The sequence below is a fragment of the Candidatus Pelagibacter sp. Uisw_113 genome (assembly GCF_047717815.1).
In the GTDB taxonomy this organism is placed as follows: Bacteria; Pseudomonadota; Alphaproteobacteria; order Pelagibacterales; family Pelagibacteraceae; genus Pelagibacter.
In genome coordinates this window covers 575939-602345 of the sequence record NZ_CP159809.1, presented here as the reverse complement: position 1 = coordinate 602345, position 26407 = coordinate 575939, and the positions used below count along the sequence as shown (strand labels likewise).

Here is a 26407-nt window from a genome sequence, read left to right as displayed (position 1 = left end):
GACAATAATACAATGAAGAAAAATAATTTTAATAATGGACTAATTTTAACTGCTCTAGGATCTTTTTGGTGGGGTGTCATTGGTGTTATTTACTTTAAATATATTTCTTTTGCTGGCTCCATAGAGGTGGTTATTCATCGTTGTGTTTGGACATCTATAGTTTTGATAATAACTACTTTTTATTTTTCAAAATGGGGTGTTTTTTTTGAAATTATAAAAAATAAGAGAAATCTAATTTATTTATTTTTTTCAAGCTTACTAATTTTCATAAATTGGACAACATGGATTTATGCAGTAGTTACAGAAAAAATTATTGATGCAAGTTTTGGCTATTTTATTATGCCAATCTTAAGCATTTTCTTGGGATATATCTTCTATGGTGAAAAAATAAATAAAAGAAGAGGCCTTTCTGTACTTCTTGTTTTGGTATCTATAATATTTCTCTTATTTAAAAGTTTCTATTCAATCCCATGGGTTGGAATTATTGTTGCAGTAAGTTGGGGTTTTTACAATCTACTTAGAAAAAAAATTAATGTTGATACAGATGTTGGGTTATTAATTGAAAGTCTTTTTATATTACCATTCGCTTTAATTATATTTTTTTTACTTTTTCAAAATAATCTAAATACCTTTAGTTTGCACAATCCTTCATTGATGTTTATATTAATGTTGGCTGGACCAATGACTGTTATACCTTTATTCTTATATGTAAGAGGTGTTGAGCTTTGCGGTCTTGGACCTACTGGAATGATTTTTTATATAACACCAACATTTCAGTTTTTACTAGGTTTTTTTTATTATGATGAGGCTTTTTCATTTGATAAATCATTAAGCTTCATTTTAATATGGATTGCTGTAATTATATATTTAAAAGATTTATATGAAAGCAATTAAATATTTTATAATTATATTCTTAACAATTATCAATGGCACATTAAATGCTAATGAAAATGAATTTAATGAATGGTTAGCAAATTTTAAGGTTTATGCTTTAGAAAAAAAAATTTCAGAAAAGACTTTCAATCTAGCTATGTCTGATGTCGTGTTCTTACCCAAGGTAATAAAGTATGACCGTTTTCAACCAGAGTTCTATGAGGATACAAAAACGTATATATCCAAAAGAACGTCTAAACAAAAAGTTGATAGGGGTAATAAACTTTATGAATTGAATAAAGATTTTATAAATATGATAGATGATAAATTTTCTGTTGAGAGAGAATTACTTTTAGCATTAATGGGTATAGAGACCAATTTTGGAACCTATGTTGGAAAAATGGATATATTATCATCACTTGCAACTTTAAGTTATGATCAACGAAGATCTGATTTTTTTACCAATGAGTTAATCACAATTCTTCAATTGATAGATTCGGGAAAAATAGACCATGATATTTTATACGGATCATGGGCAGGAGCTTTTGGTTTTTTTCAATTTATGCCCTCTACAATTGATAACTATGCCATAGACTATGATAAAAATAACGTTATTGAGCTTAAATCAACTATAGATTCATTTGCATCTGCAGCTAATTATATAAATAAAATAGGATGGAAAAAAAACCAACCTTGTTTCATTAAAGTGAAATTAAAAGAAAATATACCTAACAATATATTAAATACGTCTGCAAAAAAACTTCACAATAAAAATAAATTTAAAGTATTAAAGAAATATTTGATTAACGATGATACCTTTAATGTTATTGACGAAAATTTAATTGTATCAATAATAACACCAGACAAAGATATTATACCTGAGGCCCAAAACTTAGACCCAGCTTATATAGTTTTTGAAAATTATGAAAAAATACTCCAATGGAATAGATCTTTACGCTTTGGTCTAGCAGTCTGTACATTAAAAGAAAAATTTGAAAATGCATTATAAGAAACTATTTATTCTATGCTGTTTTATTTTGTTAACTAATTGCACAACAACAACTCTAATAAAAAATAAAAATTCTAATTCATTGGATAATCCATTTATAAATAAAGGATTTAGCCTTATTTATAATGATGAATATTATAAAAATAAAATTATTACAAAAAAAATTGATGAACGAAGCTTGGTTATCTTTCAAAAAAATTTGAAAAAAAATACAATTGTTAAAGTTACCAATATTTTGAATAATAAATCTATTATAGGCACTGTCGGTAGTAATGCTGATTATCCCTTATTTAATAATGCAGTTCTATCAGCAAGAATTGCAGAAGATATTAATTTAAATAAAAATGAACCTTATGTGGAAATTTTAGAGGTATTGCAAAACTCGGTATTTATAGCCAAAAAAGCAAAAATGTTTGAAGAAGAAAAAAAAGTTGCTAGCAAGGCTCCAGTTAATAATGTTAATATTAGTAATCTTAATATTGAAGAAACAAACACCAAAAATGTAAAAAGTAAAAAATTTTCTTATGAAATAAAAATAGCTGATTTTTATTTTAATGATACAGCGTCATTATTACTTGATAGAATCAATAACGAAACAATGATTAAAGATGTTAAAATAAAAAAAATTGACGAAAAAAAATATAGAGTATATGCAGGCCCTTTTAATAACATTAACTCTCTACAAAAATCATTTAATGATATAAGCATACTTAAATTTGAAAATATCGAAATTATAAAAAATGATTAAATCAAAACTTATAACTATTTTTTTAACTGTCCTGCTGACAGTGAATTCTAATGCTGCAATTGATATAAAGGCTAGAACAGCTATATTACAAGATTATCTTTCGGGTGAAATATTATTTGAAAAAGATGCTGATAAATCCATTTATCCTGCCTCGATGACAAAAATTATGACTGCAATGGTTGCATTTGATTTAATAAAAAGTGGAGATTTAAAATTAAACGATAAGTTTACAATTTCTGAAAAAGCATGGAGATTATCAAGACCAGCAAATTCATCTATGTTTATAATGGTTAATGATGAAATAACTGTTGAAAATCTTTTAATGGGAATAATAATTGTTTCTGGTAACGATGCTTGTGTAGCTCTTGCCGAAGGTATCGCTGGTTCTGAAGAAGCATTCGCAAGTTTAATGACTTCAAAAGCTTTAGAGATAGGTATGACTAGTACAAATTTTACTAATTCCTCAGGATTAAATGATCCTAATAATGTCTCAACTGTTAGAGATATATTAATCATGTCGAATTATTTAATTAGAAATTATCCTGAATATTATAGTTACTTTAAAAAATCAGAATTTACATGGGATAGAACTGGTAGTGATCCAATAACTCAACCAAATACTAATTCCCTTATTAACAAAAATAAATTTGTAGATGGAATTAAAACTGGTTATTTAGCTGTTGAGAAATATTCACTAGCCTCTTCTTTAGAAAGAAATGGAAGACGATTAATTGCAGTAGGAAGTGGATTTAAAACCAAAGGTAGTAGATCTTATGAATCAAATAAACTATTAAATTATGGCTTGTCACAATTTGCAACAATAGAAATAGCCAAACAAAATCAAATATTTACAGATCTTGAAGTTTGGCAAGGAAAAAAAGCAATTGTTAATGCTTATATTAATCAAGATATCTATAAAACTTTACTTAAATCTGAAAGCTTAAATAGACAAAAGTATTTAAAAGTTACCGTTAATTATAAAGGCCCATTAAAAGCACCTATTAAGAAAGATGATGTTATAGGTAAATTAACAATAGTTTATAAAAATGAACTCGTATCAGAGCACGATTTATTTGCTTATGAAGAAGTTAAAAGATTGAATGTATTTTCGAGGTTAATTAAATCAATTAATTTTTTAATTTGGGGTGATGTCTAAAAAACTAATAATTGTATTTGAGGGTATAGAAGGTACTGGTAAATCTCATCACATAAAAAAAGTTGCAGATTACTTAACACGTAAAAAAATTAATTTTATTAAAATTAGAGAACCTGGTGGTAGTGCAAATTCAGAAAAAATAAGAAATCTTGTTCTCGATAATAAATCTACATTTAATAAAGAAACTGATTTACTACTTTATCTTTCTGCGAGAAGTGAAAATATAGAAATTATAAGAAAAAATGCTGCAAAAAAAATTATATTAATAGATAGGTTTTCAGACTCAACAATTGCTTACCAACATTATGGAATGGGTGTAAACCTAAAATTTATACAAAATATCAACAATCATCTTTTAAGAAATATTAAAATTGATTTTACTTTTTTAAATACTGTTAATTTATCAAATATGAAAAAAAGACTTAGACTAAGAAAAAAGCTTAACAGGTATGATAAATTTAATAGTAAGTTTTATGAAAAAGTACAAAATGGTTTTATAAAAATATTAAAAAAAAATCCCAAAAAATATATTAGAATAAATTCAAATCTAGATATAGATCTTAATGAAAATATAATATTAAATAAAATTAACGACTTAATTTAGATTTATGAATTTAAAACCATCAGAAAATACTAAGATTTATGGTATGGAAAATTTCTTTAACGAGTTAGTTGGACTATATAAGCAGAAAAAAATACCTAATAAAATTTTACTATCTGGAAAAAAAGGATCAGGAAAATCAACATTAGCTTATCATTTAGTCAACTATATTTTATCCGAAAATGAAGAGTACAAATATAATTTAGAAAGTTTTAGCATCAATAAGGATAATAAATCCTATAAACTTTTACAAAATAACTCACATCCTAATTTCTATTTGATAGATCTATTAACTGAAAAAAAAAGCATTGATGTAAGTCAAATACGTGAAATGATTAATTACACAAATAAATCAACATTTAATAATATGGCAAGATTTATTTTAATAGATAATGTTGAAAATCTAAATAAGAATTCAGTTAATGCGCTACTTAAAATCATAGAAGAGCCAAATGAAAGTGTTTTTTTTATCTTAATAAACAATAGTGAAAAAAATATACTAACGACTCTTAAATCACGATGTTTAACATTTAAGATTAATTTAACATTTAATGAGTCTTTGAATATCTCAAACTCAATACTTGAAAAAAATGTACTTGAATTTGTTAATTATGACTTACTAAGTTATTATAATTCTCCTGGTGAAATCATTAGTTTATTTAATTTTGCTGAAGAAAAATCAATTAATTTAAAGGATCATACTATTTCAAGTTTTATAAACTTAATAATAGAAAATAATTATTACAAAAAAAATAAACCTATTAAAATTTTATTAATAAACTTAATTGAGTTATTCTTTTTAAAAAAATACATGATAACAAATACAAAAATTTCATTAATTAATTTTTATCATAAATTTATAAAAAAAATTTATGATACTGAAAAATTTAATCTGGATGAGGAAAGTTTATTTTTAGAATTTAAATCAAAATTATTATAAATGGATAAAAATTACTATATTACGACTCCAATTTATTACCCATCTGCAAAACCTCATATGGGTCATGCATATTCAAGTATTGCCGCTGATTTTTTTGCCAGATTTAAACGTATGGATGGTTTTGATGTTCATTTTTTAACAGGTACTGATGAGCACGGTTTAAAAATACAAAGAGCAGCAGAGAAAAAAAATATTGATCCCAAGGCTTTTTGTGATGAAATTAGTCAAACATTTAGAAATCTTTCAAAAACATTAAATTTATCTAATACTGATTTTATTAGAACTACTGAAGAAAGACACAAAAAAACAGTTCAACATTTATGGAATGAGCTTGAAAAAAATGATGATATCTATTTATCAAAATATTCGGGCTGGTATTCTGTATCTGATGAGGCTTTCTATAGTGATGAAGAGATTACTGAAAAGGAAAACATTAAGATTGCAACTGCATCTGGTTCACCAGTTGAGTGGATAGAGGAAGAGTCTTATTTTTTTAGGCTGTCTAAATGGCAAGATGAATTACTAAATTATTATGAAAAAAATCCTGATTTTATTTCACCAAAATCTAGAAAAAATGAAGTAATTAGTTTTGTAAAAGGTGGGTTAAAAGACCTCTCTATAAGTCGTAAAGCATTCTCTTGGGGAATCAAGGTTCCTAACAGTCCAGATCATGTAATTTATGTTTGGCTCGATGCTCTAACTAATTATATAAGTGCTTTAAACTATCCAAATACAGATGATGCTCTGTTTAAAAAATTTTGGCCTGCATCTGTACATTTAATAGGTAAGGATATATTAAGATTTCACTCTGTATATTGGCCTGCATTTTTAATGGCAGCGAAAATACCTTTACCTAAGAAAGTTTATGGTCATGGCTGGATTTTATCTGGTGATGAAAAGATGTCCAAATCTAAAGGTAATATTCTTGACCCTTTGGATATTATTGAAATTTATGGTCTTGATCCCCTACGATACTATTTAATTAAAGAAGTCTCATTTGGTAATGATGGTAACATTTCACAAGATAGGTTAGAGAATTGTATCAATAGTGATTTGGCTAATAATTATGGAAACTTGTGTCAAAGAGTTACAGCATTTGCTGAAAAAAATTGTAAATCACTTATACCAAATAATATAAAATTTAAAGATGAAGATTTAGTAATGCTAAATAGATTTACTGATAATTTGATGGCAATACGTACTGAAATTGATAATCAAAATATTAATTATTATATTAATTTTATTGTTAGTGCTTTATTTGAAGCAAATAAATATTTTAATGACCAGGAACCTTGGAAAAAAAAAGATGATAAAGACAGGTTAAATACAATTGTCTATACTTCTTTAGAAATGATTAGAAAAATTTCATTCATGCTTTATCCAATAATCCCAAGTTCAATAGAAAAAGCCTTAAAAATTCTTAATTTAAATGTAGCTGCAATTAATTTTGAATCTATTGCAAAACACGACTATCTTGTATCTGGAAAACCGATTAACAAAATAGATATTTTATTTAAAAAAATTGAAAAGAAAAATGATTGATTCTCATTGTCATTTAGATCATGAACCTTTACTTGATAATTTAAGTGAGGTTATAAAAAGATCTAAAGAAGTTGGTATCTCGAAACTGTTGACAATATGCACTACGGTAGAAAGTTTTGTTAGGATAAAGAATATTATTAAGCTAGATCCAATGATTTATGGAACGTTTGGTATCCACCCTCATGAGACTGAGGAAAGTCATTTAATTGATAAAGATTATATAATTAATCAAATAAATCAAAATGAAAGAATTATTGGTATAGGTGAAACTGGCTTAGATTTTTTTTATAATCATAGCAACAAAGAAAGGCAAATTGATAGCTTTAAAGCCCATATAGAGGCTTCTATAGACCTTAATATACCTATTATCATACATTCTAGAAGTGCTGAGGATGAAACATATGAGATTTTAAAATCATATAAATCAGAAAAATTAAAAATTTTAATGCATTGTTTTACCGGTTCATTTGATTTTGCAAATCAATTACTTGAATTAGATGCATTTTTTTCCGCAAGTGGAATAATTACTTTTAAAAATAGTTTAGACCTTCAGGAGACTTTTAAAAATATTCCCTTAGATAAACTGCTTGTTGAAACAGATAGCCCATTTTTAGCCCCCATACCGATGAGAGGGAAAAAAAATGAACCAAGTTTTATCAAATATACTCTAGAAAAATTATCTATTTTAAAAGAAAAGACTGATCAGGAAATGTCCGATTTAACTACTAAAAATTTTAACAAACTTTTTAACCTATAATGTCTCTTAAATTCGTCATTTTGGGTAGTGGTAGCTCAATGGGTGTGCCTAGAGCAGATGGATATTCTGGCGATTGTGATTTAAAAAATAAAAAAAATTTTAGAACAAGATGTTCTGCTATAATTAAATTTAACGATCAAAATATCTTAATAGATACATCTCCTGATTTGAGGTCACAACTTCTTAAAAATAAAATTAAATCTATTAACAAAGTTTTTTATACACATCTACACGCGGATCAAACACATGGTATTAATGACTTGCGTCCATTTTTTTTAATAAACAAGAAACAAATTCCAGTCTATGCCGACTCCAATACTAAGAAATATTTACTTTCAACTTTTAAATATTGTTTTAAATCATCTTATGGTTATCCATCTACTTTAAATATTAATAGTCTTAAAAAAGAACATCAATTTACAAATAAAAATAAAAAAATTAAAATTGAATCAATACCAGTTCAGCATGGTAAAATTAAAAGTATATGCTATCTAATCAATAATGAATTAGCCTATGCAAGCGATATTAGTTTATTCTTTAAGAAAGATTACAAAAAATTAAAAAATTTAAAATACTTGATTATTGACTGTCTATGGTACCGTAATCACTCAGCACATTTCAATTTAAATCAAGTTTTAGAAATAGTTAAAATCCTTACTCCTAGAAAAACTATATTAACAAATATGCATAGTGATTTAGATTATGCAAAAATTAAGAAAAAATTACCTAAAAATATTATTCCTGGTTTTGACGGTATGACTGTTAGTTTATAGAATTAAATCTATTTGTTTTGTTATTTTATCTGACATTGGTGTAATAAAAGAATTGAACGTGTCCTGTATTTTTCCTTTTTTATTAATTAAAATTTTATGAAAATTCCACTTAGGAACAGTTGAGTTACCATAATTTTTTTTTGCCCATTTATATAAATCATGAGCATTTTCACCTTTAACATCTGTTTTGTCAGTTATCGGAAATGTAATATTAAAATTAGTTTCACAAAAATCCTTAATTTCGGAATTAGACCCTGGTTCTTGTCCACCAAACTGATTTGATGGAACACCAATTACATAGAAACCTTTGTCTTTATACTTCTCATAAAGGTCTTGAAGGCCTGTATATTGTTTGGTAAAACCACATTTACTAGCAACATTTACTAAAAGTATAGTTTTTCCTTTGTATTGATTTAAATCTATAGTTTCATTACTAATATTTTTTATTGAGTGATCAAAAAATAACTTTTCGTATTTAGCATCAACTTTTTCAAAAAATGTGAACATAGATATAATAAGTAGAATTAATAAATTATTTTTATAAAGCATGAATTATTTTTTAGAGGCATACAATAATATAAGATATCCAAATACCGTAGAAAGTAAAGATCCTGCAAGAACACCAATTTTTACACCATCAATGTACTGGATATTTTCAGCAAATGCTAAGTTTCCAACAAACAAACTCATTGTAAAACCAACACCTGTTAATATTGAAACTCCATATAGACTTAACCAGTTAGACTTGTCTGGCATTTGTGCGACACCAAATTTTACAGCTATGAAAGATATAAGCATAACCCCAACTTGTTTACCCACAAACAACCCTAAAAGAATACCTAATGGAACAGGTTCTAATAAAGATGATAATGATAATCCTTCTAAAGAGACACCAGCGTTAGCGAATGCAAATATAGGCATTATCATAAAAGCAACATAAGGACTGATTGCATGCTCAATTTTAATTAATAAAGAGAAATCTTTGTCTTTAATTCTGTGAGGTATGGTCGTAGCTAAAAGAACACCTGCTATTGTTGCATGAATTCCAGACTTATATGTGAAGAACCACATGAAGGCACCAATTATTAAATAGGGAATAAACTTTTTAACACCAAACTTATTTAAAGTAAGTAATAAAATATAGGAGATTAAGATTAAACTTAAATAGCTTATGCTTAAATCACCAGAATAGAAAAAAGCGATAATCAATATTGCACCAAGGTCATCAATAATAGCTAGAGCCGTTAAAAAGATTTTTAAAGAAATTGGAACTCTTGAACCAAGTAAAGATAAAATTCCTAGTGAAAAAGCTATGTCTGTAGCTGATGGAATTGCCCAACCATTCAATGTTTCAGAATTCCCAAAGTTTATAAAAACATAGACTAGGGCAGGGACTACCATCCCCCCAACAGCACCAATAATCGGAAGTAACGCTTTTTTTAAGTTAGAAAGTTCACCTTGAATAAATTCTCGTTTAATTTCTAAAGTTACAAAGAAAAAGAAAATTGCCATCAATAAATCATTAATCCAGTGGTGTACCGAAAGTTTTAAACCAAAATCATTAATACCTACAAACAGGTATTGGTTTAATGTGTCAAAATATAAATTACTAAAACTAGAATTACTTATTACAAGAGCAATAATTGCAGCAATTAATAATACAAGACCACTGGCTGCTTCTAACTGAAAAAACCATTTAAAAGGTTTTGAAAGATCTTTGATCATAATTCTATGTTAAATCTTTAATAAATAATGAGATATCTTTAATACTTTCATAAAGATTATAAAGTATTAATTCGGTATTTGGGACAATTTTTCCGATAGGATATTTAAAAGTATCTACAATAATTATAAAAGCTACGAATGAAATAATTGCTACTATAAAAATATTTAATATTTTAAAGTTTTTTTGTTTTGTATTTACTTGTATGCTTTCATTTATATTAGCGTCAATCTTTATCTTAGGCTCTTCTTCATTATTAACCTTAATTTTTTCATCATATCCTTCTTCTATGTCAACTTCAATTTCTTCTATCGGTAGCTCTGATGGATTGATCTCATTGTTGTTTGAGCGTTTATTTTGATCAAAAATATCAAGACCTTCATTGTCAAAATCTTTAACAATTGGGTTTACAGTATTTTTAAGAACTTCTTTTTTAAAAAACCATTTATGATCACAGCCAGCACACTGTAACAAGCGACCTTTGTCCGGAATTAAACTTGAGTCTATATCAAATTTTTTATTACAATTATTACAAGTAATGATCATTATTGTTGTATATCTGATTCTTGCAAAAATACCTTATTTTTGATGTTCTTTATTCTTTGAAATTATCAATATCTAATGTATTAGTACCTCAATCGGGGCGTAGCGCAGCCTGGTAGCGCATCTGGTTTGGGACCAGAGGGTCGCAGGTTCAAATCCTGCCGCCCCGACCAATTTATGAAAAAAGCAAAAATTTATATTCCTACAAAAAATTCCATGCAGTCAGGCCTTGGCAAATCAGACAAATGGTTAATTGAATTTGAAACTGAGGATACTGGTATAAATCCTTTGATGGGTTGGGAGACAAGCTCTAACACACTCTCAGAGTTAAATTTAGAATTTTCCTCTAAAGAATTAGCAATAGAATATGCAAAAAAAAATAAAATTGACTTTGAGATAATTGAACCTCAAAAAAGAAAAACTGTTAAAAAATCGTATGCAGATAATTTTCTAAAATAATGTTTAAATTTTTTACAAAAAAAAAATGGCAGTTATGGTCTTGGTTAGGTTCGTTTGTAATTTTATTATCATTGTGGGTTCAAGTAAAAATTGATGTAAAAATAAATGAATGGTTTGGTGTGTTCTACGATATGATTCAAAAAGCACTTGCTAAACCCAACGCTATTACAATTGAAGAGTACTGGGCAAATTTAGCATCATTTATTACACTAGCTGGAATATATATAGCTCTTTACGTTGTAATTAGTTTTTTTACAGCACACTTCTTGTTTAGATGGAGAACTGCAATGGTGGAATGGTATCATTCTGTTTATGATAGAGCTCGTAAAATAGAAGGTGCCTCACAAAGAGTTCAAGAAGATACAATCAAGTTTACCCGTATTATGGAGTCTCTAGGTACAAGTTTTATTGAATCAGTCATGGTATTAATACAATTTACTCCAATTTTATTAGGACTATCAGTAGGTATACCAATCTTCTTTTTTGGTGACTGGCAATATGGATTGATAACTGGTGCATTGCTTTGGACATTGGGTGGTACAGCATTCTTAATAGGATTAGGTTGGATATTGCGTTTAGTTGGAGTGGAATATGATCTACAAAAAAAAGAGGCCGCATATAGAAAGATATTAGTAGTAGCTGAAGATGATGGTAACGTTAGACCTAAGACAATAAATGAATTATTTGATGAAGTTCGTTCAATTCACTTTTTAAGCTACACAAGGTATTTATATTTTAATATTGGTCGTATGGCTTACTTGCAAGCTAATGTATTATCAGCCTATGTTTTCTTAGCTCCAGCTATTGTAGCAGGTGTTGTAACATTAGGTGTTATGCAACAAATTATAAGAGCTTTTGGAAGAGTTGAAGGTTCTATGCAATACCTATTAAAAGCTTGGCCTACCATTATAGAGCTGGCAAGTGTTTATAAGCGTCTAAGAGAATTTGAGAGTGTAATAAATTCTACTGAAATAGTTGTTCAAAAAGATTAATGTCTATTGATAAGAAATATGTCGATCAAATTATAAAAGTTTCTGAAAAGGCAGCTCTAGCATCGTCTTATTTGGTTGGAAAAAAGGACAAGATTGCAGCAGATCAAGCAGCTGTTGATTCAATGAGGTTAGAATTAAATAAAATAGATATGAATGGTGAAGTTGTTATTGGAGAGGGTTCACTTGATGAAGCTCCAATGCTTTACACTGGTGAAAAACTTGGAAATAAAAACGGACCATATTTTGATATTGCTGTTGATCCTTTAGAAGGAACAAATTTTGCAGCAAATAATTTACCTGGTGCAACGTCAGTTATTTCAATTGCTGAAAAAGGTAATCTTTTTAATGCACCAGAAACATATATGGATAAAATCGCAACGGGACCAATTGAAAAAGGATTGGTAGATCTAGATTTTACATTAAAAAAAAATGCTTCAAACTTGGCTGATTTTCTAAATAAAGATATATCATCACTCACAGCATGTGTAATGGATAGACCAAGACATAAAAAAATAATTGATGAATTAAAGCAACTAAATATTAAGATTAAACTAATTACGGATGGCGATGTTCTGGGTGCATTGTATGTGACAAATCAAAAATATAATGTTGATATATTTTTAGGTATAGGAGGTGGTCCCGAAGGAGTTTTAGCAGCATCAGCTCTTGACGCTTTTGACTGCCATTTTCAAGGGAGATTTATATTTGATAACGACAAAGATATTAAAGATGCAAATGAAATGGGAATAACTGATTTGAATAAAAAATACGAATTAAATGAAATTATAAAAGGTGATTCAATTTTTTGCTCAACAGGTATTACTTCTAGTGATATGTTAAGTGGAGTCGAAATTAATGACAATAAGTATACAACAGAGACACTAGTTACACACAAAAGTTTAAAATTTAAAGAAACGATAAAAAGAACAAATTTTATTGAAGAATGATTTCTGTTTCAGGTAAGAAGTGGGAACAAAAAAAAATTAATCAAAACTTAGTTGATAAATTAAAACAAGATTTTAATTTTAGTAGTATTTTATCTAGACTAATTATTTCAAGAAAATTTGGAGTTGAAGAAATTGCAACAATCAATACAGATTTGGATTTGAACAACGTTTTTTTAAATAATGAAGATTTCAATCAATCTATTAAACTTGTTGTTGATTGTATTAATAACAACGAAAAAATATGTATTTTAGGTGATTATGATGTGGACGGGTCTGCTGCTACATCATTATTTGTTAAATTTTTAGAAAGCATAAATTACTCTTTTTTTTATTATATTCCAGACAGGGAAAAGGATGGCTATGGTGCTACCAAAAAATTATTCCAAAAACTGATCTTAGAAAAGCCTAAATTGATTATAATGGTTGATTGCGGCTCAACTTCTAATGAAGCAATAGATTTTTTAAATGAAAATAAAATTAAATCTTTAATTATTGATCATCATGAAATTAGTAATCCATTTCCAAATGCAAACTCAATTATAAATCCCAAAAAAGATAATGGTTATAGAGAGTACGATTATTTATGTGCAACAACACTTACATATTTTTTTTTAGAATTACTAATTAAAGAAACTAAAAGTGAAATAAATATATCTGATTATTTGATATATGTTTTGTTAGCTACAGTCTGTGATGTAATGCCTTTAAGAAAGCTTAATAGATTAATTGCAATAAATGCTCTCAAAAATTTTGATATAACTACAAATTTACCTCTGAACACTTTGTTTGAATTAAATGAAAAAAAAAATAAGATTAATATTAATGATTTGGGTTATTTAATTGGTCCTATATTGAATGCTGGCGGAAGACTGGGTAAATCTCAATATGCTACGGAATTATTATCTTCTAATAATGATCAAGTTATCAAAGATAGGTCTACTAATTTAATTAAATTGAATAACAAAAGAAAAGAAATTGAAACTTTAGTATTAAATGAAATTGATTTTCAAAAAATTGAAAAAGAAAATAAAGAAGTAATTATTTATTATAATCCAAATATAAACGAAGGTTTAATTGGAATTATTGCAGCAAGATTAAAAGATTATTTTAATAAACCCTCCATTGTTATTACTGCGTCTAATGAATTATTAAAAGGATCTGCAAGATCAGTTTATAATTATAATATTGGTCGTGTAATTAAAGGTTCACTAGATAAAGATATAATTATAAATGGCGGTGGTCATAATATGGCTGCAGGATTTACGCTAAATAAAGCAAACCTTAAAGATTTTGAAAATTATATATTAGAGGATTTTTTAAAATCTAATACTGTAAATAATAATATATTTTCATATGAATCAGAAGTTTCGCCATTAGCATTTAATCAAGATTTTTATGATGATATAAAAAAATTAGAACCTTTCGGTACAGGAAACTCAGTGCCAACATTCATGTTAAGAGATCTAAAAATAATTAAACCCATAGTGCTAAATAACAAGCATATATCTGCAATATTAAAATCAAAAACAGGATTTTCAATTAAATCAATATCATTTAATTCTATTAATACTAAGATCGGTGAACACTTAATGAGTTATATAAATAACATTAATGTAATTGGTCAAATCAATGAAAATATCTGGAATAATAAAAAAACTCTGCAATTAACTATTAGAGACCTTATCCTATAACTTAATTACGCTTGATAAATAATGACTTTTAAAATAAAAGATCTCAACATGGTCCCTTCGTCTATCGGTTAGGACAGCTGGTTTTCATCCTGCAAAGGGGGGTTCGATTCCCCCAGGGACCGCCATTATTAGTATGTGTTACTATGTGTATATGCTCAAAACCCTGCCTGCTTTTAAGCTCAAAACTTATGTTGGGTACACCAATAATTTAGAATTAAGATTATCAAAACACAACTCTAATAAAGGAGCAAAATCAACAATGGGTTATAAATGGAAAATAATTTATAAAAAAAAATTTTTATCTAAACCTAAAGCAATGTCTTATGAATATTTACTTAAAAAGAATAGAAAAAAAAGATTATCCATATTAAAAGAAAGTAAATGAATGATATTATAAAAATAGCAACTATTCTCCCATATAAGGAGAATTATACATTTACTAAAGCACAAGCAGCAGCAATTTGGGTCTGTGATTTTTTTAAATATTCTAATTATAAAAATACAAATTTTATTTTTGGCAACACAATAGGAAATGATTATCTAACTAAAAATTATGTAAATATTAAAATTAATAATCTTAAGTCTAAATTATCAAGCTCCACAAATGAGTACTGTCAAAATTTTATTGAAAAAACAAAAGATTCAAATTTTGATATCATCGAGATTCATAATAGGCCTCTTGTCTTTAATTATTTAAAAAATAAAGTAATTTCTAAATTCATTATTTATTTTCATAATGATCCATTAAGTATGAATGGTTCTAGAACTAATGAAGAAAGATTAAAACTACTTAACCAGGTTGATAAAATTATATTTGTAAGCAAATGGGTGCAAACTAGATTTTTTATTAATTTAGATCCTAAGTTAATGAACAAAACTGAAATTGTTTACCCTAGTATCCATAGAGAAAAAAAAATTTTCAGAAAAGATAAGAAAATAACCTTTGTGGGTAAATTAAATGAATCGAAGGGTTACGATATATATAAAGATTCTGTTATAAAAATTCTTGACGAATTCCATGGGTGGAAGGCATACTCGATTGGGGACGAAAGTAGAGAAAGGCCAAAAATATATCATAAAAATCATAAAGAATTAGGTTTTTTAAAACATAAAAAAGTTTTACAATTTTTAAACAAATCCGAAATTGTCGTAGTACCATCACGTTGGGAAGAACCTTTCGGAAGAACTGCTCTAGAATCTTCATCAAGAGCATGTGCTACAATAATTTCAAATAAAGGTGGACTACCTGAGACTACAGATCATTGTATTATACTTAAAAAATTAAACTCTACTGAACTTTATAATCAATTAAAAAAACTAATTAAAGATGACAAACTTCGAAAAAAAATTCAAATAAATGGTTTTAAAAATGTTAAACATTTAATTAAAGATAATTCAAAATTAATAGATCAAATAAGAAGAAGCACATTTCAAAAATTTAATCTTAATTTTATCAAAAATAAATTAAGAATTATTAATATCTACAATACTGGTCAAAAACTTAATCATAGATTATATAATATTTCATTAGGTAAAAAATTTACTAACGGATTTATTAGAAATGGTCACGATGTTCTTGAAATTAGTGACAGAGATTTTGTAAAACAAAACAGGACTTTTTCATTAACAAATAGTGAGACAAAATTTCAACAGTATTTAGTAGAAACTTTCAAAAATTATAATCCTGATTTTCTATTTTTTGGTCACACCAAAAATATTACTACAAATACAATAGGTCAATTTAGAGCTTTAAATAAAAATCTTATAATTTCTCAATGGAATGAAGATCCTATTATGCCAAGTCTTGATTATTCACAGACTAACATAAAAAATATCTCTAATTATGCAAATCTTGTTGACCATAACTTTATTACGACAGATCCAAGTGTTTTTCTTAAACAAAATACCAATATTAAGAATCTACACTTTTTCTTTGTTCCTGTAGATCAAAATATTGAGTGTTTTGATGTTTATAAATTGAATCCATCAAGAGATATTTTTTACGCAATGAGTCATGGTGTAAATAGAGCTACATTAAAAAAAGGTAAAACAGATAGTAGAATTAATTTTCTAAATTTATTAATTAAAAAAATAGATAATATAAATTATGACTTTTATGGTTTTGAAAATAAAGAGCCAATATGGGGGAATAATTTTTATAAAGCACTGGTCGGCTCTAAAATGGGCTTAAATTTAAGCAGAGGTTTGCCTACTAAATATTACTCAAGCAATAGAATTGCCTCTTTGATGGGTAATGGCTTATTAACTTTCATTGATAGAAAAACACAAATGAATGACTTCTTTAACAATAATGAGATTATTTTTTACGATAATATTACAGATCTTTCAGACAAAATTAAATTCTATAAAAAAAATGAAAAATCAAGAATAAAAATTGCTAAAAATGGTAAGAAAAAATATTTTAAACTCTTTGACGAACTTAAGACAACTAAATATATTATAGATAAGTCATTAGGTAATAAAACAACTTTATATTAATGAAGTTCACTTTCTTGATACCTACGATTAATAACTATAATCACCTTAAAATTTGTATTTCTAGCATTAAAAAAAATTCAAAGTTTAATCATCAAATACTTGTACATTCCAATAACTCGATGGATGAAACTTCTAACTATTTAGAGTCTCAATCTATTTATGAAATGAAGTCAGACAAAAATTATGGATTATGTACAGCATTAAACAATCTTGTCAAAAAAGCTGAAAACAATTTTTTAATTTTTATACATGACGATATGTATCTCTGTCCAGGCTGGGAAGATGTTTTAATAAATGAAATTAACTCTCATAACAATTATAATTTTTATCTATCAGGAGTTATGATTGAAAAAATTAATGGTCATATAAATTATAATTTTGGTGATGACTATAGAAATTTTGATGAAAAAAATCTTTTAAAAATGTATAAACAATTTAAATTTAATGACATCCAAGGTGCTGACAAAAACCCATCCGTAGTACATATAAGTTTATGGGAAAAAGTAGGTGGTTTAAGCGAAGAGTTTAATCCCGGCGACGCCTCTGACCCTGATTTTACTTTAAAACTATGGAAAAGTGGTGTTAGAATCTTCAAGGGTCTTTCTAATTTTAGAGTTTATCACTTTGGTTCGATGACTACTCGTAAAAATAAGAATATAAAATTAAACAAAGGATCTAAAATTTTTTTACAAAAATGGGGTTTTACTTATAAATTTTTCCAAAAATATTATCTAGAGCATCAAACTCAATACCAAGGACCATTAACTGATCCTAAAAAAAACATTTTTTTTTATTTTCATCTATTTATTTGCAAATTGCAGTTAATTTTCAATTATATAAAAAACTAATTATAGTTTGCATAATAATATATTAATTGATTATTGACATATCTACAAATAAATTTAGATACATCTATCTACATGTTATTTTTAAAATATTTAATTATATAATTAAACACTATGAAAATTTATTATGGTAAAGCCGTATATGACCAAAAAGAGATTAGTGCTGTCATAAGGGTATTAAAAAAGAAATCTCTAACATTAATTGATGGTCCATCTGTAAAAGAACTTGAGCATAAACTATCTAAACTGTTTGGTAAAAAATTTGGTTTAATGGTCAATTCTGGATCATCTGCTAATTTATTAGCTTTATCCTCATTTAATTTTAAAAAGGGGTCTGAAATTATCACACCAACTTTAACATTTTCCACAACAATAGCTCCAATTTATCAGCTAGGTTTAGTTCCACACTTTATTGATGTGGATAAAGCAACTTTTGTATCTAGAATTGATCAAATTGAAAAATGTATTAATAAAAAGACCGTTGCAATTATGATACCAAACTTACTTGGTAATGTTCCTTATTGGCCTGCAATTTATAAAATTGCAAAAAAACATAAGTTAAAGATTATTGAGGATTCTGCTGATACCGTTGGTTATACATTTAATAATAAAAATTTTGGTAAATACTCTGATATTACTACTAATAGCATGTATGCATCTCACATTATTACTGGTGCCGGTTTTGGTGGCATTGTTTGTTTCAATGATAAAAAACTTTACAATCAAGCTAAATTATTAAGAGGGTGGGGTAGATCTTCTGCAACATTCAATGAATCTGAAGATATTAGTTTAAGATTTAATAAAAAAGTTGATGGAATTCCTTATGACGGAAAGTATATATTTTCTGAAATGGGTTATAATTTTCTACCCTCTGAAATATCTGCTGCTTTTGCTCTAGAGCAATTAAAAAAATTAAAACAAAATATTAACACTAGAGTTAAAAACTTTAATAAAATTTATGATTACTTTAGAAAGTATGAGAACTTATTTATTCTACCTAATGAATTTAAAGGGTTAAAAACAGGATGGCTTGCCTTTCCACTAATAATTAGAAATCAAAATAAATTAGTTAGAAAAAATCTTCAAATTTTTCTAGAAAAAAATGGTATTCAAACAAGAACTATATTTACAGGTAATATTTTAAGACAGCCTATAATGAAATCAAAAATATATAAAAAATGTAAAGACGCTACTATAAATAGTGACAATGTTATGAAAAATGGACTTCTAATTGGATGCCATCACGGCCTGACTAATAAAGATATCAATTATATGCTATCTAAATTTGATCGTTTTTTTGTTAAATTTAAATTTCAATCACTTAAGTAGTTTATTTCTTTAACTAATAAGCTCATTAATTATAAAATAATTAAAAATATTATTAAAATTTCAACTTATTTAAAGCATTGTTTTTAAATAGATTTGATTCTTTAATATACCTTCTTACCATTTCTGTAGATTTGTGGCCTGTCATAGCCATAATACTTCGCTCTTCAACACCAGACTCTGCAGCAGACGTAGCAAAACCTGACCTTAGACTGTGACCGGAGTAATTCTTGCTATCCATACCAGTCAAATTTAAGTATTCCTTGAGAAGTAAAGCTACTGTTTGGTCTGTTAATCTATTTTTTGATAGCTTCGATCCTTTAACAAATCTTCTAAACACAGGTCCAGAATTTATTTTTGAAATCTCTAGCCAATTTTTTAATGATGATACAGGGCAATATTGTGGGTTATCAAAGTAGGGTAGTGCTTTTGTAAAACCTTCACCAAATTGATCTGTTTTAGACCTTCTAAGGTTGATTTTTAAGCCCTCAGGAACAAAATCTAGATCATCATAGTCTAACGATACTATCTCGTTTCTTCGAAATCCCCCTGAAAAACCGATTAGGATTATTGTTCTATCTCGACATTTTTTAATTTCTTCTTTTTTTTGATGATCTATAACATTAATTATTTCTTTTAAATTGCTGATTAATATAGGCTTTTTAGACTTTTGAATGCTACCTTTTCTTCTTTTTATACCCATAATATTTTCAATTATTGAGGGGTGTTTTGTATCCAGGTAATGCCCTTTCAATTTATGTATAACTCCAATGGATACCAATCTTCTCTTTAAAGTGCTGATTTTAAAGTCTTTTATCGATAAATATGTTAAATAAAGGGAAACTATTTTTGGTTCTGAAGGAAGTGATTTAAAACCGTTCTGCACACAAAACAAACTAAAATCATTAAAATCAGATCTATAAGCTCTTACAGTATTATTAGCCTTAGAGCTTTGTAAGTTTTGTAATGTTTCTTCTTGTAAAGCTTTTATATCTGTTATTATATCATTCATATTTATTACTATTGATAATCTTTAATTATCGTTAGTAATATATTAAGTGTTTTTGTTTGTCAATACATATAAATATAAAATTATGGATGGGAAATTAATTGTCTTATTGTTACTTATGCTAGCTGGAATTGCTTATTTTTTTTGGGGTGTATGGAAAATTTTAATCCCACTTATTTTATTTATTATAAATGCTCTATATTTCATTTTTGTTATTTTCGCTAATCATACAACAACTTCAGATTTATTAATTCCAGGATTAATTGCAGTAGCGCTTTATTTTTGGTTAGATAAGGCTTATAAAATAGACAAAAAACAATGATTTCAATAATTTAAATAACAAAATTAAACTAAATGATTAGGAAATTAGAGCAAAAAGATAAGGGAAATTGGGCTAAATTATATAATGGTTATGCTGATTTCTACAAAGTTCCAATGAATACAGAGATTTTAGACACTTTATGGGGATGGATTCATGATGAAGCTCATGATGTTAATGCTATTTGCTTTGAATTAAAGGGTAAAATCTTGGGAATTGCCCATTATAGAACAATGCCTAGACCAATTAAGGGCCAATATATTGGTTTTTTAGATGATTTGTTTGTAGAGCCAGAATCTAGAGGTCAAAAAATAGCTCAGAAACTCATTAGTCACCTAAAATCATTATCTAAGGCCAATAATTGGAATGGAATTCGTTGGATCACCCACTCTTCCAATGAAAATGCAAAGAAATTATACGATAAAATAGCTAATAATACTGGATTTGAACTCTATGAACTTAAAGGGAACTAAGTTTCAGCTAAAAGTGTGGAATTACCTGAAGAAAATACCCAAAGGCAAAGTTAAGACCTACTTAGAAGTTGCTAAAGCCATTGGAAAACCTAAGGCATTCAGAGCTGTTGCTAATGCAGTGGGTAAAAACCCCTACCCACCTAAAATACCCTGTCATCGAGTGATCAGATCAGATGGAAGTCTCGGCGGATACTCTGGAAAAGGTGGAATTCAACAAAAACGACGTTTATTGAGATCAGAAAAGATCTTCATAAAATAGTACTTTTAACCCCAAAAAACCTCAAAAACCCTTGGTATCAAATACTTTTTAGGTATTTAGCCATATTTTTGTCTAATTGCTGTAATGCATCCTTCTAGTTGTACTGCGAATGGACTTTCAGCCAAAATAGACCATCCTATGGACGTTTAAACACTATATTCTCATACTGCATTGCTCTACTTGTCAACAATAGCAACGATTATAGAAGGAGTAAAAAAGACCATTTTACTGGCTTTTTTAGCCCCCTATTCCACTACATAAATAATCTAATTTAACAAAAATGCTCTATTAATTGAAATAAGTATTTAATATCAATACTAAATCACCATTTTACCTAGCTATAAAACTATATTTAATTTACTAAAAATCAAAATCTCTCAATTCTCACTTTTTCAACTATAGAAAAACAGATTTATGCTACTTTTATTTTATTTTAGGCCTATTTTTAGTAACTATAATTTAAACATTTGTTATATATTATTGTATTTTATCTATAATTTAAAAATTTACAATATTATATTTAAATTAATAATTACAGTAGTTTAAGATATATTATTAATGTATAATATTAAGTATTAGTAAACAAGTGATCTCTAATTAATTGGATTTAATATAAGATTCTCTTCTAGAGATATAAATTCCACTCATAATAATAATGGACAAACCTAAGAATGTCCAATTATCAGGAAAGTCACTAAAAAAGTAATACCCAATAATGATATTAGTAATGATTTCAAAGTAGCTAAATGGAGCTAATTTAGAAGCATCAGCGTATTTAAGGGATAATATAAGAAATAAGTGCCCAATGCATGCAAATACACCTATAGAGGCCATCATAGACCATTGAGAAGGGCTTGGATTAACCCAAATAAAAGGCATTAAACCTGAAACAGCTACTAATCCAACTAATCCAGTTAATAATAGGGTTAATAAAGGATTATCTGAAGTACTCAATTTACGGGTAATTATTAAATAGAACCCATACATTATACCTGTTCCTAATGCAGCTAGACTAGCTAAGTTGATCTCTACAAAACCTGGCCTTATAACGACTAGAGAGCCAATAAACCCTATAATAACTGCAGTCCACCTCCTTACGCCCACCTTCTCACCCAAAAATATGGGAGAAAATGCAGTAACAATTAAGGGTGCCACAAAGGCAAGCGTTAAAGCTTTAGCTAAAGAGATAACAGATATTGCGTAGAAGAAACAAATATTAGCACAAAGTAGTATCAACCCTCTTATTATTTGTAACTTAGGCTTATCAGTCCAAACAAGCTGCTTATTATAAAAGAAGAACATTATAGGAAGCGTGAATGCGACCGTAAAAAAGTATCTTGCCCAAGTAATCTGTAAAACTGGCATATCTGCACTTAAATACTTGGCAAAACCATCCATGATTGGAAGCATTACCCAGGCTAAAAGGTTAAATGTGATGGCTTTCATAAGCCAATAGATACAGTTTAATTAAAGTATTTTAAAGCAAAGAATACGACCACTGGAATAGTAGCAAAAGACATAACTGTAGAGACAACGATGGTACTAGCAACGCTATCTACAATTTTTTTCGGCGAATAAATTGAGGCTACAAGATAATTTAAAACAGCACTAGGCATTGAGCATTGAATTAATAAAACACCAGCTGCAAATCCCGATAGATCAAAATATCTAATGATTAATAACGCAACAATAGGACCTAAGACAACTCTTCCAATTGAAGAAATTAAAGCTTTCTTAAAAGAAAAAACTTTAAAACGAGTTAAAGCAATTCCTAAAGACATTAATATTAAAAAAATTGTAGCATACATTAGTAGAAAAGTTGTGTTTTCTACAAAGACAGGAAGTTCTATTTTGAAATATAGGAAAATTACTGAAATTATGATTGCATAAAATGGTGGATTTTTAAGAATAACATTAATATTGAATTTTCTATCAGCAAGAAAAATTCCCAACGTAAAGTGACACAGAATTATTAAAGCTGAAATAGCAGCAGCTACTCCCAATCCTTGAGATCCATAAGCAAACAAACATATTGGTAAGCCCATATTTCCAGTATTTGGCATAATAAACGGTGGAAGCTCACGGATGATATCCTTTGTTTTTAAGAAGAATAAAAAAATAATTCCAATAAAAGTAAAGGCAGCAATTGCAATTAAAAAGTACCAAAAATAATTTTTAAATATTTCAAATGATATACCAGTTGAAGTTAGTGCATATATAATCATTGCTGGAGTTCCAATATTAGCAGCAAAATTGGTTATAAAAGTGGTGTCAATTTTTGGATTATTTTTACCCAAATAATATCCAATACCAACAACAAAAAAGACAGGAAATAAAACCTCAAACAGTTTTAAATATATTTCCATTAATTATAAATTCTAATAAGTGTAGGATATTTAAGAATATTTTTATCTTTTTTGAAGATAGAAAGACAATTCTTAGAATTAAGCTCATTAGTTTTATGCGTAATAATAACAATAGTAGCTTTGTTATTTTTTTTATCAGGAGTTTGAATTAATCTTTTTACTGAAATTTTATACTTAGCTAATCTGTTAGTGATTGTTGATAAAACACCAGGTTTGTCTTTAACTTCAAATCTCAGATACAATGAATTCACATAATTATCAACATTGTAACATTTAATTGATTTAAGTTTATTTCCAGGAATACCAAATGGCTTCTTAATGTTACCTCTTAAAATTGAAAGTAAATCTGATAACAAAGAAGAAGATGTAGGTCCAGGACCGGCTCCCTCTCCTTGTAATATACTTTCACCAACTGGCTTCCCTTCAAGGATAACAGCATTCATAACACCACCAACATTACCAATATATGAATTTTTACTAACCAAACACGGGTGTACAGTCTCAAAAAGTTGACCATTAATCATCTCAGAAATACCAAGGAGTTTGATACGTAGATTTAATTGATTAGAAATTTCTATGTCTTTTAATTCAATTTTCTCAATACCTTCCATTAGGCATTTATGTTTTGAAATTTTAATATTAAATGCAAGAGCAGATAAAATTCTTACTTTAGCAAATGCATCAAAACCATTTAAGTCTAATTTAGGGTTGTCTGGTTCAGCATATCCTAATTTTTGAGCTTTCTTTAATACGTTAGAAAAACTATCATTAGAATTTTCCATTTCTGAAAGAATGTAGTTAGAAGTGCCATTTAAAATTCCATAAACTTTAGAAATTTTGTTAGTTGCAAGACCCTCTTTAATGGTTCTTAATATTGGAATTCCACCTGCTACAGATGCTTCAAATTCTAAATTAACACCATTGTCTTCAGCTAACTTTCCTAAATAATCACCATGTTTAGAGATAAGCGCTTTATTGGGAGTGATTACATGTATTTTATTTTTTAGAGCAGTTTCTACAACTTTTTTAGATACTCCATCTGACATACCTATAGCTTCAAATAAAATATCTACTTTGGTCTTATTAAAAATTTCTAATGGGTTTTTAAAAAATATTTTCTTATTAACTTTAAATCTTCTTTTTTTAGAAATGCTTCTTGCTGAAACAGCTACTATATTAATCTTTTTACCCGTCTTAAGCTCAATATCTTTTTTTTTTGTATTAAGTTCATTTAACAAATAGATACCAACTTGTCCTAGACCAACTACAGCAATGTTAATTATATTTTTCATCTATTGGTTAATATCTGGATATTCAGCGTTATTTGAATAATCTTTAAGAAAAAGGTTAAATTCATCAAAAGTCATAGATTTATAATCACCAGTTTTCTTTAATATGATAGATAGTTTTTTATCTTCAGCAGATTTTTTTATTGGATCTTCATTCCAATAAGCAGAGTCTTTGTTTAATGAGCACGAAGTTAAAAATAATATTAAAGGTAAAAATAAGTATTTCAAATTAATCCTTTTGTTTCGTTAAAACCATATTTGATATTCATATTTTGTATTGCTTGACCTGCTCCACCTTTAATTAAATTATCAATAACAGATAAAATAATAACTCTATTTTTATACTTAGTTTTACAAATTACTATAGAGCAATTATTCGTGTTAATTACGTCGTTTGTACTTAATAATGAATTTGTTTTTAAAATTTTAACGAATCTGTTTTTTGAATATTGACTCTTTAAAGTACTTTCTAATTTTTTAATAGTTACACCTTTATTAAGATCTACATAAATAGTGCTAAGTATCCCTCTAAACATTGGGATTAAATGGGGAGTAAATGTAAAAGAAAATTTCTTCTTAGTATGGTTGGTAATTTCTTGTTGAATTTCAGAGTTATGTCTGTGAAAGCCTACACCATAAGCACTTAAAGACTCGTAAAGGTTTTTATCTTTATATTTGTTATGTACACCTCTACCCGCTCCAGAGTAACCAGATTTTGAATCTATAATAACATTATCTGTTTTTATTAAATTTTTCTTAACTAAAGGAATAAGTGGTAAAAGTATTGAAGTTGGGTAGCACCCTGGACATCCAATAATATTAAATTTCTTTACCTTGTCACCATTGATTTCTGGCAATGAGTAAATAGATTTCTTAATATTTTTTACTGATTTGTGTTTTTGTTTGTACCATTTTAGATAATCTGATGCTTTATTAAGTCTAAAGTCTGCAGCTAAATCAATTAATACATTGTGTTTTAATAAATCATTTGAAATATCTTGCGCCTCACCATTAGGCAAAGCTGTAAAAACAAGGTCTATCTTTTTTAAAAGTGCTTTGTTGTATCTAATAATTTTAGGTAACTTCTTTGAACTTAGTGATTTTTCATAACTAGAGATATTTTTTCCAACAGAGGAATTTCCACAAAGATATTTAATCTTAATATCACTATGTTTAACTAGTAATTTAATTAATTGAACACCAATATAACCAGTTGATCCAGCAACTAAAACATTAAGCCTAGGCATTTTTTTATTATAACAGTTTAG

The 26407-nt window shown here is 27.4% G+C and carries 29 protein-coding genes and 2 tRNA genes; 22 read left to right on the top strand and 9 right to left on the bottom strand.

Annotated features, from left to right (window positions below; translation table 11 throughout):
• The first annotated feature begins 12 nt into the window (after positions 1-12).
• The 9 genes from rarD to ABXT39_RS03295 are packed head-to-tail and all read left to right on the top strand — an operon-like array spanning position 13 to position 8399.
• Positions 13-894 (top strand): EamA family transporter RarD, encoded by an 882-nt coding sequence (gene rarD, locus ABXT39_RS03335; RefSeq protein ID WP_415295848.1) that lies wholly within the window; start codon positions 13-15, stop codon positions 892-894.
• Complete coding sequence (locus ABXT39_RS03330) at positions 881-1882, top strand: lytic murein transglycosylase (protein WP_415295847.1); 1002 nt, start codon at positions 881-883, stop codon at positions 1880-1882. The genes rarD and ABXT39_RS03330 overlap by 14 nt, the downstream gene beginning before the upstream one ends.
• A complete protein-coding gene (locus ABXT39_RS03325) occupies positions 1872-2630 on the top strand; it encodes a hypothetical protein (RefSeq protein WP_415295846.1) in 759 nt (252 codons plus the stop codon). Before ABXT39_RS03330 ends, ABXT39_RS03325 begins: the two co-directional genes overlap by 11 nt.
• Entirely contained in the window at positions 2623-3786 is a 1164-nt protein-coding gene (locus ABXT39_RS03320) for a D-alanyl-D-alanine carboxypeptidase family protein (protein WP_415295845.1), read from the top strand. The genes ABXT39_RS03325 and ABXT39_RS03320 overlap by 8 nt, the downstream gene beginning before the upstream one ends.
• Positions 3779-4390, top strand: coding sequence for a dTMP kinase (gene tmk / locus ABXT39_RS03315; protein WP_415295844.1), 612 nt, complete (start codon positions 3779-3781; stop codon positions 4388-4390). The genes ABXT39_RS03320 and tmk overlap by 8 nt, the downstream gene beginning before the upstream one ends.
• A 4-nt stretch (positions 4391-4394) precedes the next feature.
• Positions 4395-5327 carry an AAA family ATPase gene (locus tag ABXT39_RS03310; RefSeq protein ID WP_415295843.1) on the top strand — a complete coding sequence of 311 codons (933 nt, stop codon included), beginning with the start codon at positions 4395-4397 and terminating at the stop codon, positions 5325-5327.
• A complete protein-coding gene (gene metG / locus ABXT39_RS03305) occupies positions 5328-6869 on the top strand; it encodes a methionine--tRNA ligase (protein ID WP_415295842.1) in 1542 nt (513 codons plus the stop codon). It begins immediately after the preceding gene.
• Positions 6862-7626: a TatD family hydrolase gene (locus ABXT39_RS03300; protein ID WP_415295841.1), complete on the top strand. Its 765-nt coding sequence runs from the start codon at positions 6862-6864 to the stop codon at positions 7624-7626. The genes metG and ABXT39_RS03300 overlap by 8 nt, the downstream gene beginning before the upstream one ends.
• Positions 7626-8399 carry an MBL fold metallo-hydrolase gene (locus ABXT39_RS03295; protein WP_415295840.1) on the top strand — a complete coding sequence of 258 codons (774 nt, stop codon included), beginning with the start codon at positions 7626-7628 and terminating at the stop codon, positions 8397-8399. Before ABXT39_RS03300 ends, ABXT39_RS03295 begins: the two co-directional genes overlap by 1 nt.
• On the opposite strand, the gene ABXT39_RS03290 is transcribed toward ABXT39_RS03295, so the two are convergent.
• From ABXT39_RS03290 to ABXT39_RS03280, 3 genes are read right to left on the bottom strand one after another with little or no spacing between them, the layout of a single operon-like run.
• Positions 8394-8906 carry a glutathione peroxidase gene (locus ABXT39_RS03290; protein ID WP_415295839.1) on the bottom strand — a complete coding sequence of 171 codons (513 nt, stop codon included), beginning with the start codon at positions 8904-8906 and terminating at the stop codon, positions 8394-8396. The genes ABXT39_RS03295 and ABXT39_RS03290 overlap by 6 nt on opposite strands.
• A 45-nt stretch (positions 8907-8951) precedes the next feature.
• Complete coding sequence (gene nhaA, locus ABXT39_RS03285; protein WP_415295838.1) at positions 8952-10124, bottom strand: Na+/H+ antiporter NhaA; 1173 nt, start codon at positions 10122-10124, stop codon at positions 8952-8954.
• 4 nt (positions 10125-10128) lie between these two features.
• Positions 10129-10668, bottom strand: a complete 540-nt coding sequence (locus tag ABXT39_RS03280; protein ID WP_415295837.1) for a zinc-ribbon domain-containing protein — start codon at positions 10666-10668, stop codon at positions 10129-10131.
• 93 nt (positions 10669-10761) lie between these two features.
• Here ABXT39_RS03280 and ABXT39_RS03275 point away from each other — a divergent pair.
• The 10 genes from ABXT39_RS03275 to ABXT39_RS03230 all read left to right on the top strand — a co-directional run bounded on the left by ABXT39_RS03275 (position 10762) and on the right by ABXT39_RS03230 (position 19427).
• Positions 10762-10838: transfer RNA gene (locus ABXT39_RS03275), tRNA-Pro, on the top strand.
• 4 nt (positions 10839-10842) lie between these two features.
• A complete protein-coding gene (locus ABXT39_RS03270) occupies positions 10843-11124 on the top strand; it encodes an ETC complex I subunit (RefSeq protein WP_415295836.1) in 282 nt (93 codons plus the stop codon).
• The gene (locus ABXT39_RS03265) at positions 11124-12116 is read left to right on the top strand and encodes a putative transporter (RefSeq protein WP_415295835.1); all 993 of its coding nucleotides are present in this window, start codon (positions 11124-11126) and stop codon (positions 12114-12116) included. Before ABXT39_RS03270 ends, ABXT39_RS03265 begins: the two co-directional genes overlap by 1 nt.
• Complete coding sequence (glpX, locus tag ABXT39_RS03260; RefSeq protein WP_415295834.1) at positions 12116-13063, top strand: class II fructose-bisphosphatase; 948 nt, start codon at positions 12116-12118, stop codon at positions 13061-13063. The genes ABXT39_RS03265 and glpX overlap by 1 nt, the downstream gene beginning before the upstream one ends.
• Positions 13060-14754, top strand: coding sequence for a single-stranded-DNA-specific exonuclease RecJ (gene recJ, locus ABXT39_RS03255; protein ID WP_415295833.1), 1695 nt, complete (start codon positions 13060-13062; stop codon positions 14752-14754). Before glpX ends, recJ begins: the two co-directional genes overlap by 4 nt.
• A gap of 50 nt (positions 14755-14804) precedes the next feature.
• Positions 14805-14879: transfer RNA gene (locus ABXT39_RS03250), tRNA-Glu, on the top strand.
• Between the two features lie 8 nt (positions 14880-14887).
• Positions 14888-15139 (top strand): GIY-YIG nuclease family protein, encoded by a 252-nt coding sequence (locus ABXT39_RS03245; protein ID WP_415295832.1) that lies wholly within the window; start codon positions 14888-14890, stop codon positions 15137-15139.
• On the top strand, positions 15136-17253 hold the full coding sequence (locus ABXT39_RS03240; RefSeq protein WP_415295831.1) for a glycosyltransferase: 2118 nt from the start codon (positions 15136-15138) through the stop codon (positions 17251-17253). The genes ABXT39_RS03245 and ABXT39_RS03240 overlap by 4 nt, the downstream gene beginning before the upstream one ends.
• Positions 17253-18101 (top strand): glycosyltransferase family 2 protein, encoded by an 849-nt coding sequence (locus ABXT39_RS03235; RefSeq protein WP_415295830.1) that lies wholly within the window; start codon positions 17253-17255, stop codon positions 18099-18101. The genes ABXT39_RS03240 and ABXT39_RS03235 overlap by 1 nt, the downstream gene beginning before the upstream one ends.
• Before the next feature lie 111 nt (positions 18102-18212).
• Positions 18213-19427, top strand: coding sequence for a DegT/DnrJ/EryC1/StrS family aminotransferase (locus tag ABXT39_RS03230; RefSeq protein ID WP_415295829.1), 1215 nt, complete (start codon positions 18213-18215; stop codon positions 19425-19427).
• Between the two features lie 52 nt (positions 19428-19479).
• Here ABXT39_RS03230 and ABXT39_RS03225 read toward each other — a convergent pair whose 3' ends face one another.
• Positions 19480-20436: a site-specific integrase gene (locus ABXT39_RS03225; protein WP_415295828.1), complete on the bottom strand. Its 957-nt coding sequence runs from the start codon at positions 20434-20436 to the stop codon at positions 19480-19482.
• A gap of 82 nt (positions 20437-20518) precedes the next feature.
• Between ABXT39_RS03225 and ABXT39_RS03220 the strand changes: the two genes are divergently transcribed.
• The 3 genes from ABXT39_RS03220 to ABXT39_RS03210 are packed head-to-tail and all read left to right on the top strand — an operon-like array spanning position 20519 to position 21484.
• Positions 20519-20755, top strand: a complete 237-nt coding sequence (locus ABXT39_RS03220; RefSeq protein WP_415295827.1) for a hypothetical protein — start codon at positions 20519-20521, stop codon at positions 20753-20755.
• Positions 20756-20787: 32 nt separating this feature from the next.
• Positions 20788-21225 (top strand): GNAT family N-acetyltransferase, encoded by a 438-nt coding sequence (locus tag ABXT39_RS03215; protein WP_415295826.1) that lies wholly within the window; start codon positions 20788-20790, stop codon positions 21223-21225.
• Positions 21206-21484: a methylated-DNA--[protein]-cysteine S-methyltransferase gene (locus ABXT39_RS03210; protein ID WP_415295825.1), complete on the top strand. Its 279-nt coding sequence runs from the start codon at positions 21206-21208 to the stop codon at positions 21482-21484. Before ABXT39_RS03215 ends, ABXT39_RS03210 begins: the two co-directional genes overlap by 20 nt.
• A 597-nt stretch (positions 21485-22081) precedes the next feature.
• On the opposite strand, the gene ABXT39_RS03205 is transcribed toward ABXT39_RS03210, so the two are convergent.
• Genes ABXT39_RS03205 through argC form a run of 5 tightly spaced genes read right to left on the bottom strand, consistent with a single transcriptional unit; the run spans position 22082 to position 26386 of the window.
• On the bottom strand, positions 22082-22930 hold the full coding sequence (locus ABXT39_RS03205) for a DMT family transporter (RefSeq protein WP_415295824.1): 849 nt from the start codon (positions 22928-22930) through the stop codon (positions 22082-22084).
• A gap of 17 nt (positions 22931-22947) precedes the next feature.
• A complete protein-coding gene (locus ABXT39_RS03200) occupies positions 22948-23850 on the bottom strand; it encodes an AEC family transporter (RefSeq protein WP_415295823.1) in 903 nt (300 codons plus the stop codon).
• Complete coding sequence (locus ABXT39_RS03195) at positions 23850-25142, bottom strand: homoserine dehydrogenase (RefSeq protein WP_415295822.1); 1293 nt, start codon at positions 25140-25142, stop codon at positions 23850-23852. Before ABXT39_RS03195 ends, ABXT39_RS03200 begins: the two co-directional genes overlap by 1 nt.
• A complete protein-coding gene (locus tag ABXT39_RS03190) occupies positions 25143-25367 on the bottom strand; it encodes a hypothetical protein (RefSeq protein ID WP_415295821.1) in 225 nt (74 codons plus the stop codon).
• Positions 25364-26386, bottom strand: a complete 1023-nt coding sequence (argC, locus tag ABXT39_RS03185; RefSeq protein ID WP_415295820.1) for an N-acetyl-gamma-glutamyl-phosphate reductase — start codon at positions 26384-26386, stop codon at positions 25364-25366. The genes ABXT39_RS03190 and argC overlap by 4 nt, the downstream gene beginning before the upstream one ends.
• Between the last annotated feature and the right edge of the window lie 21 nt (positions 26387-26407).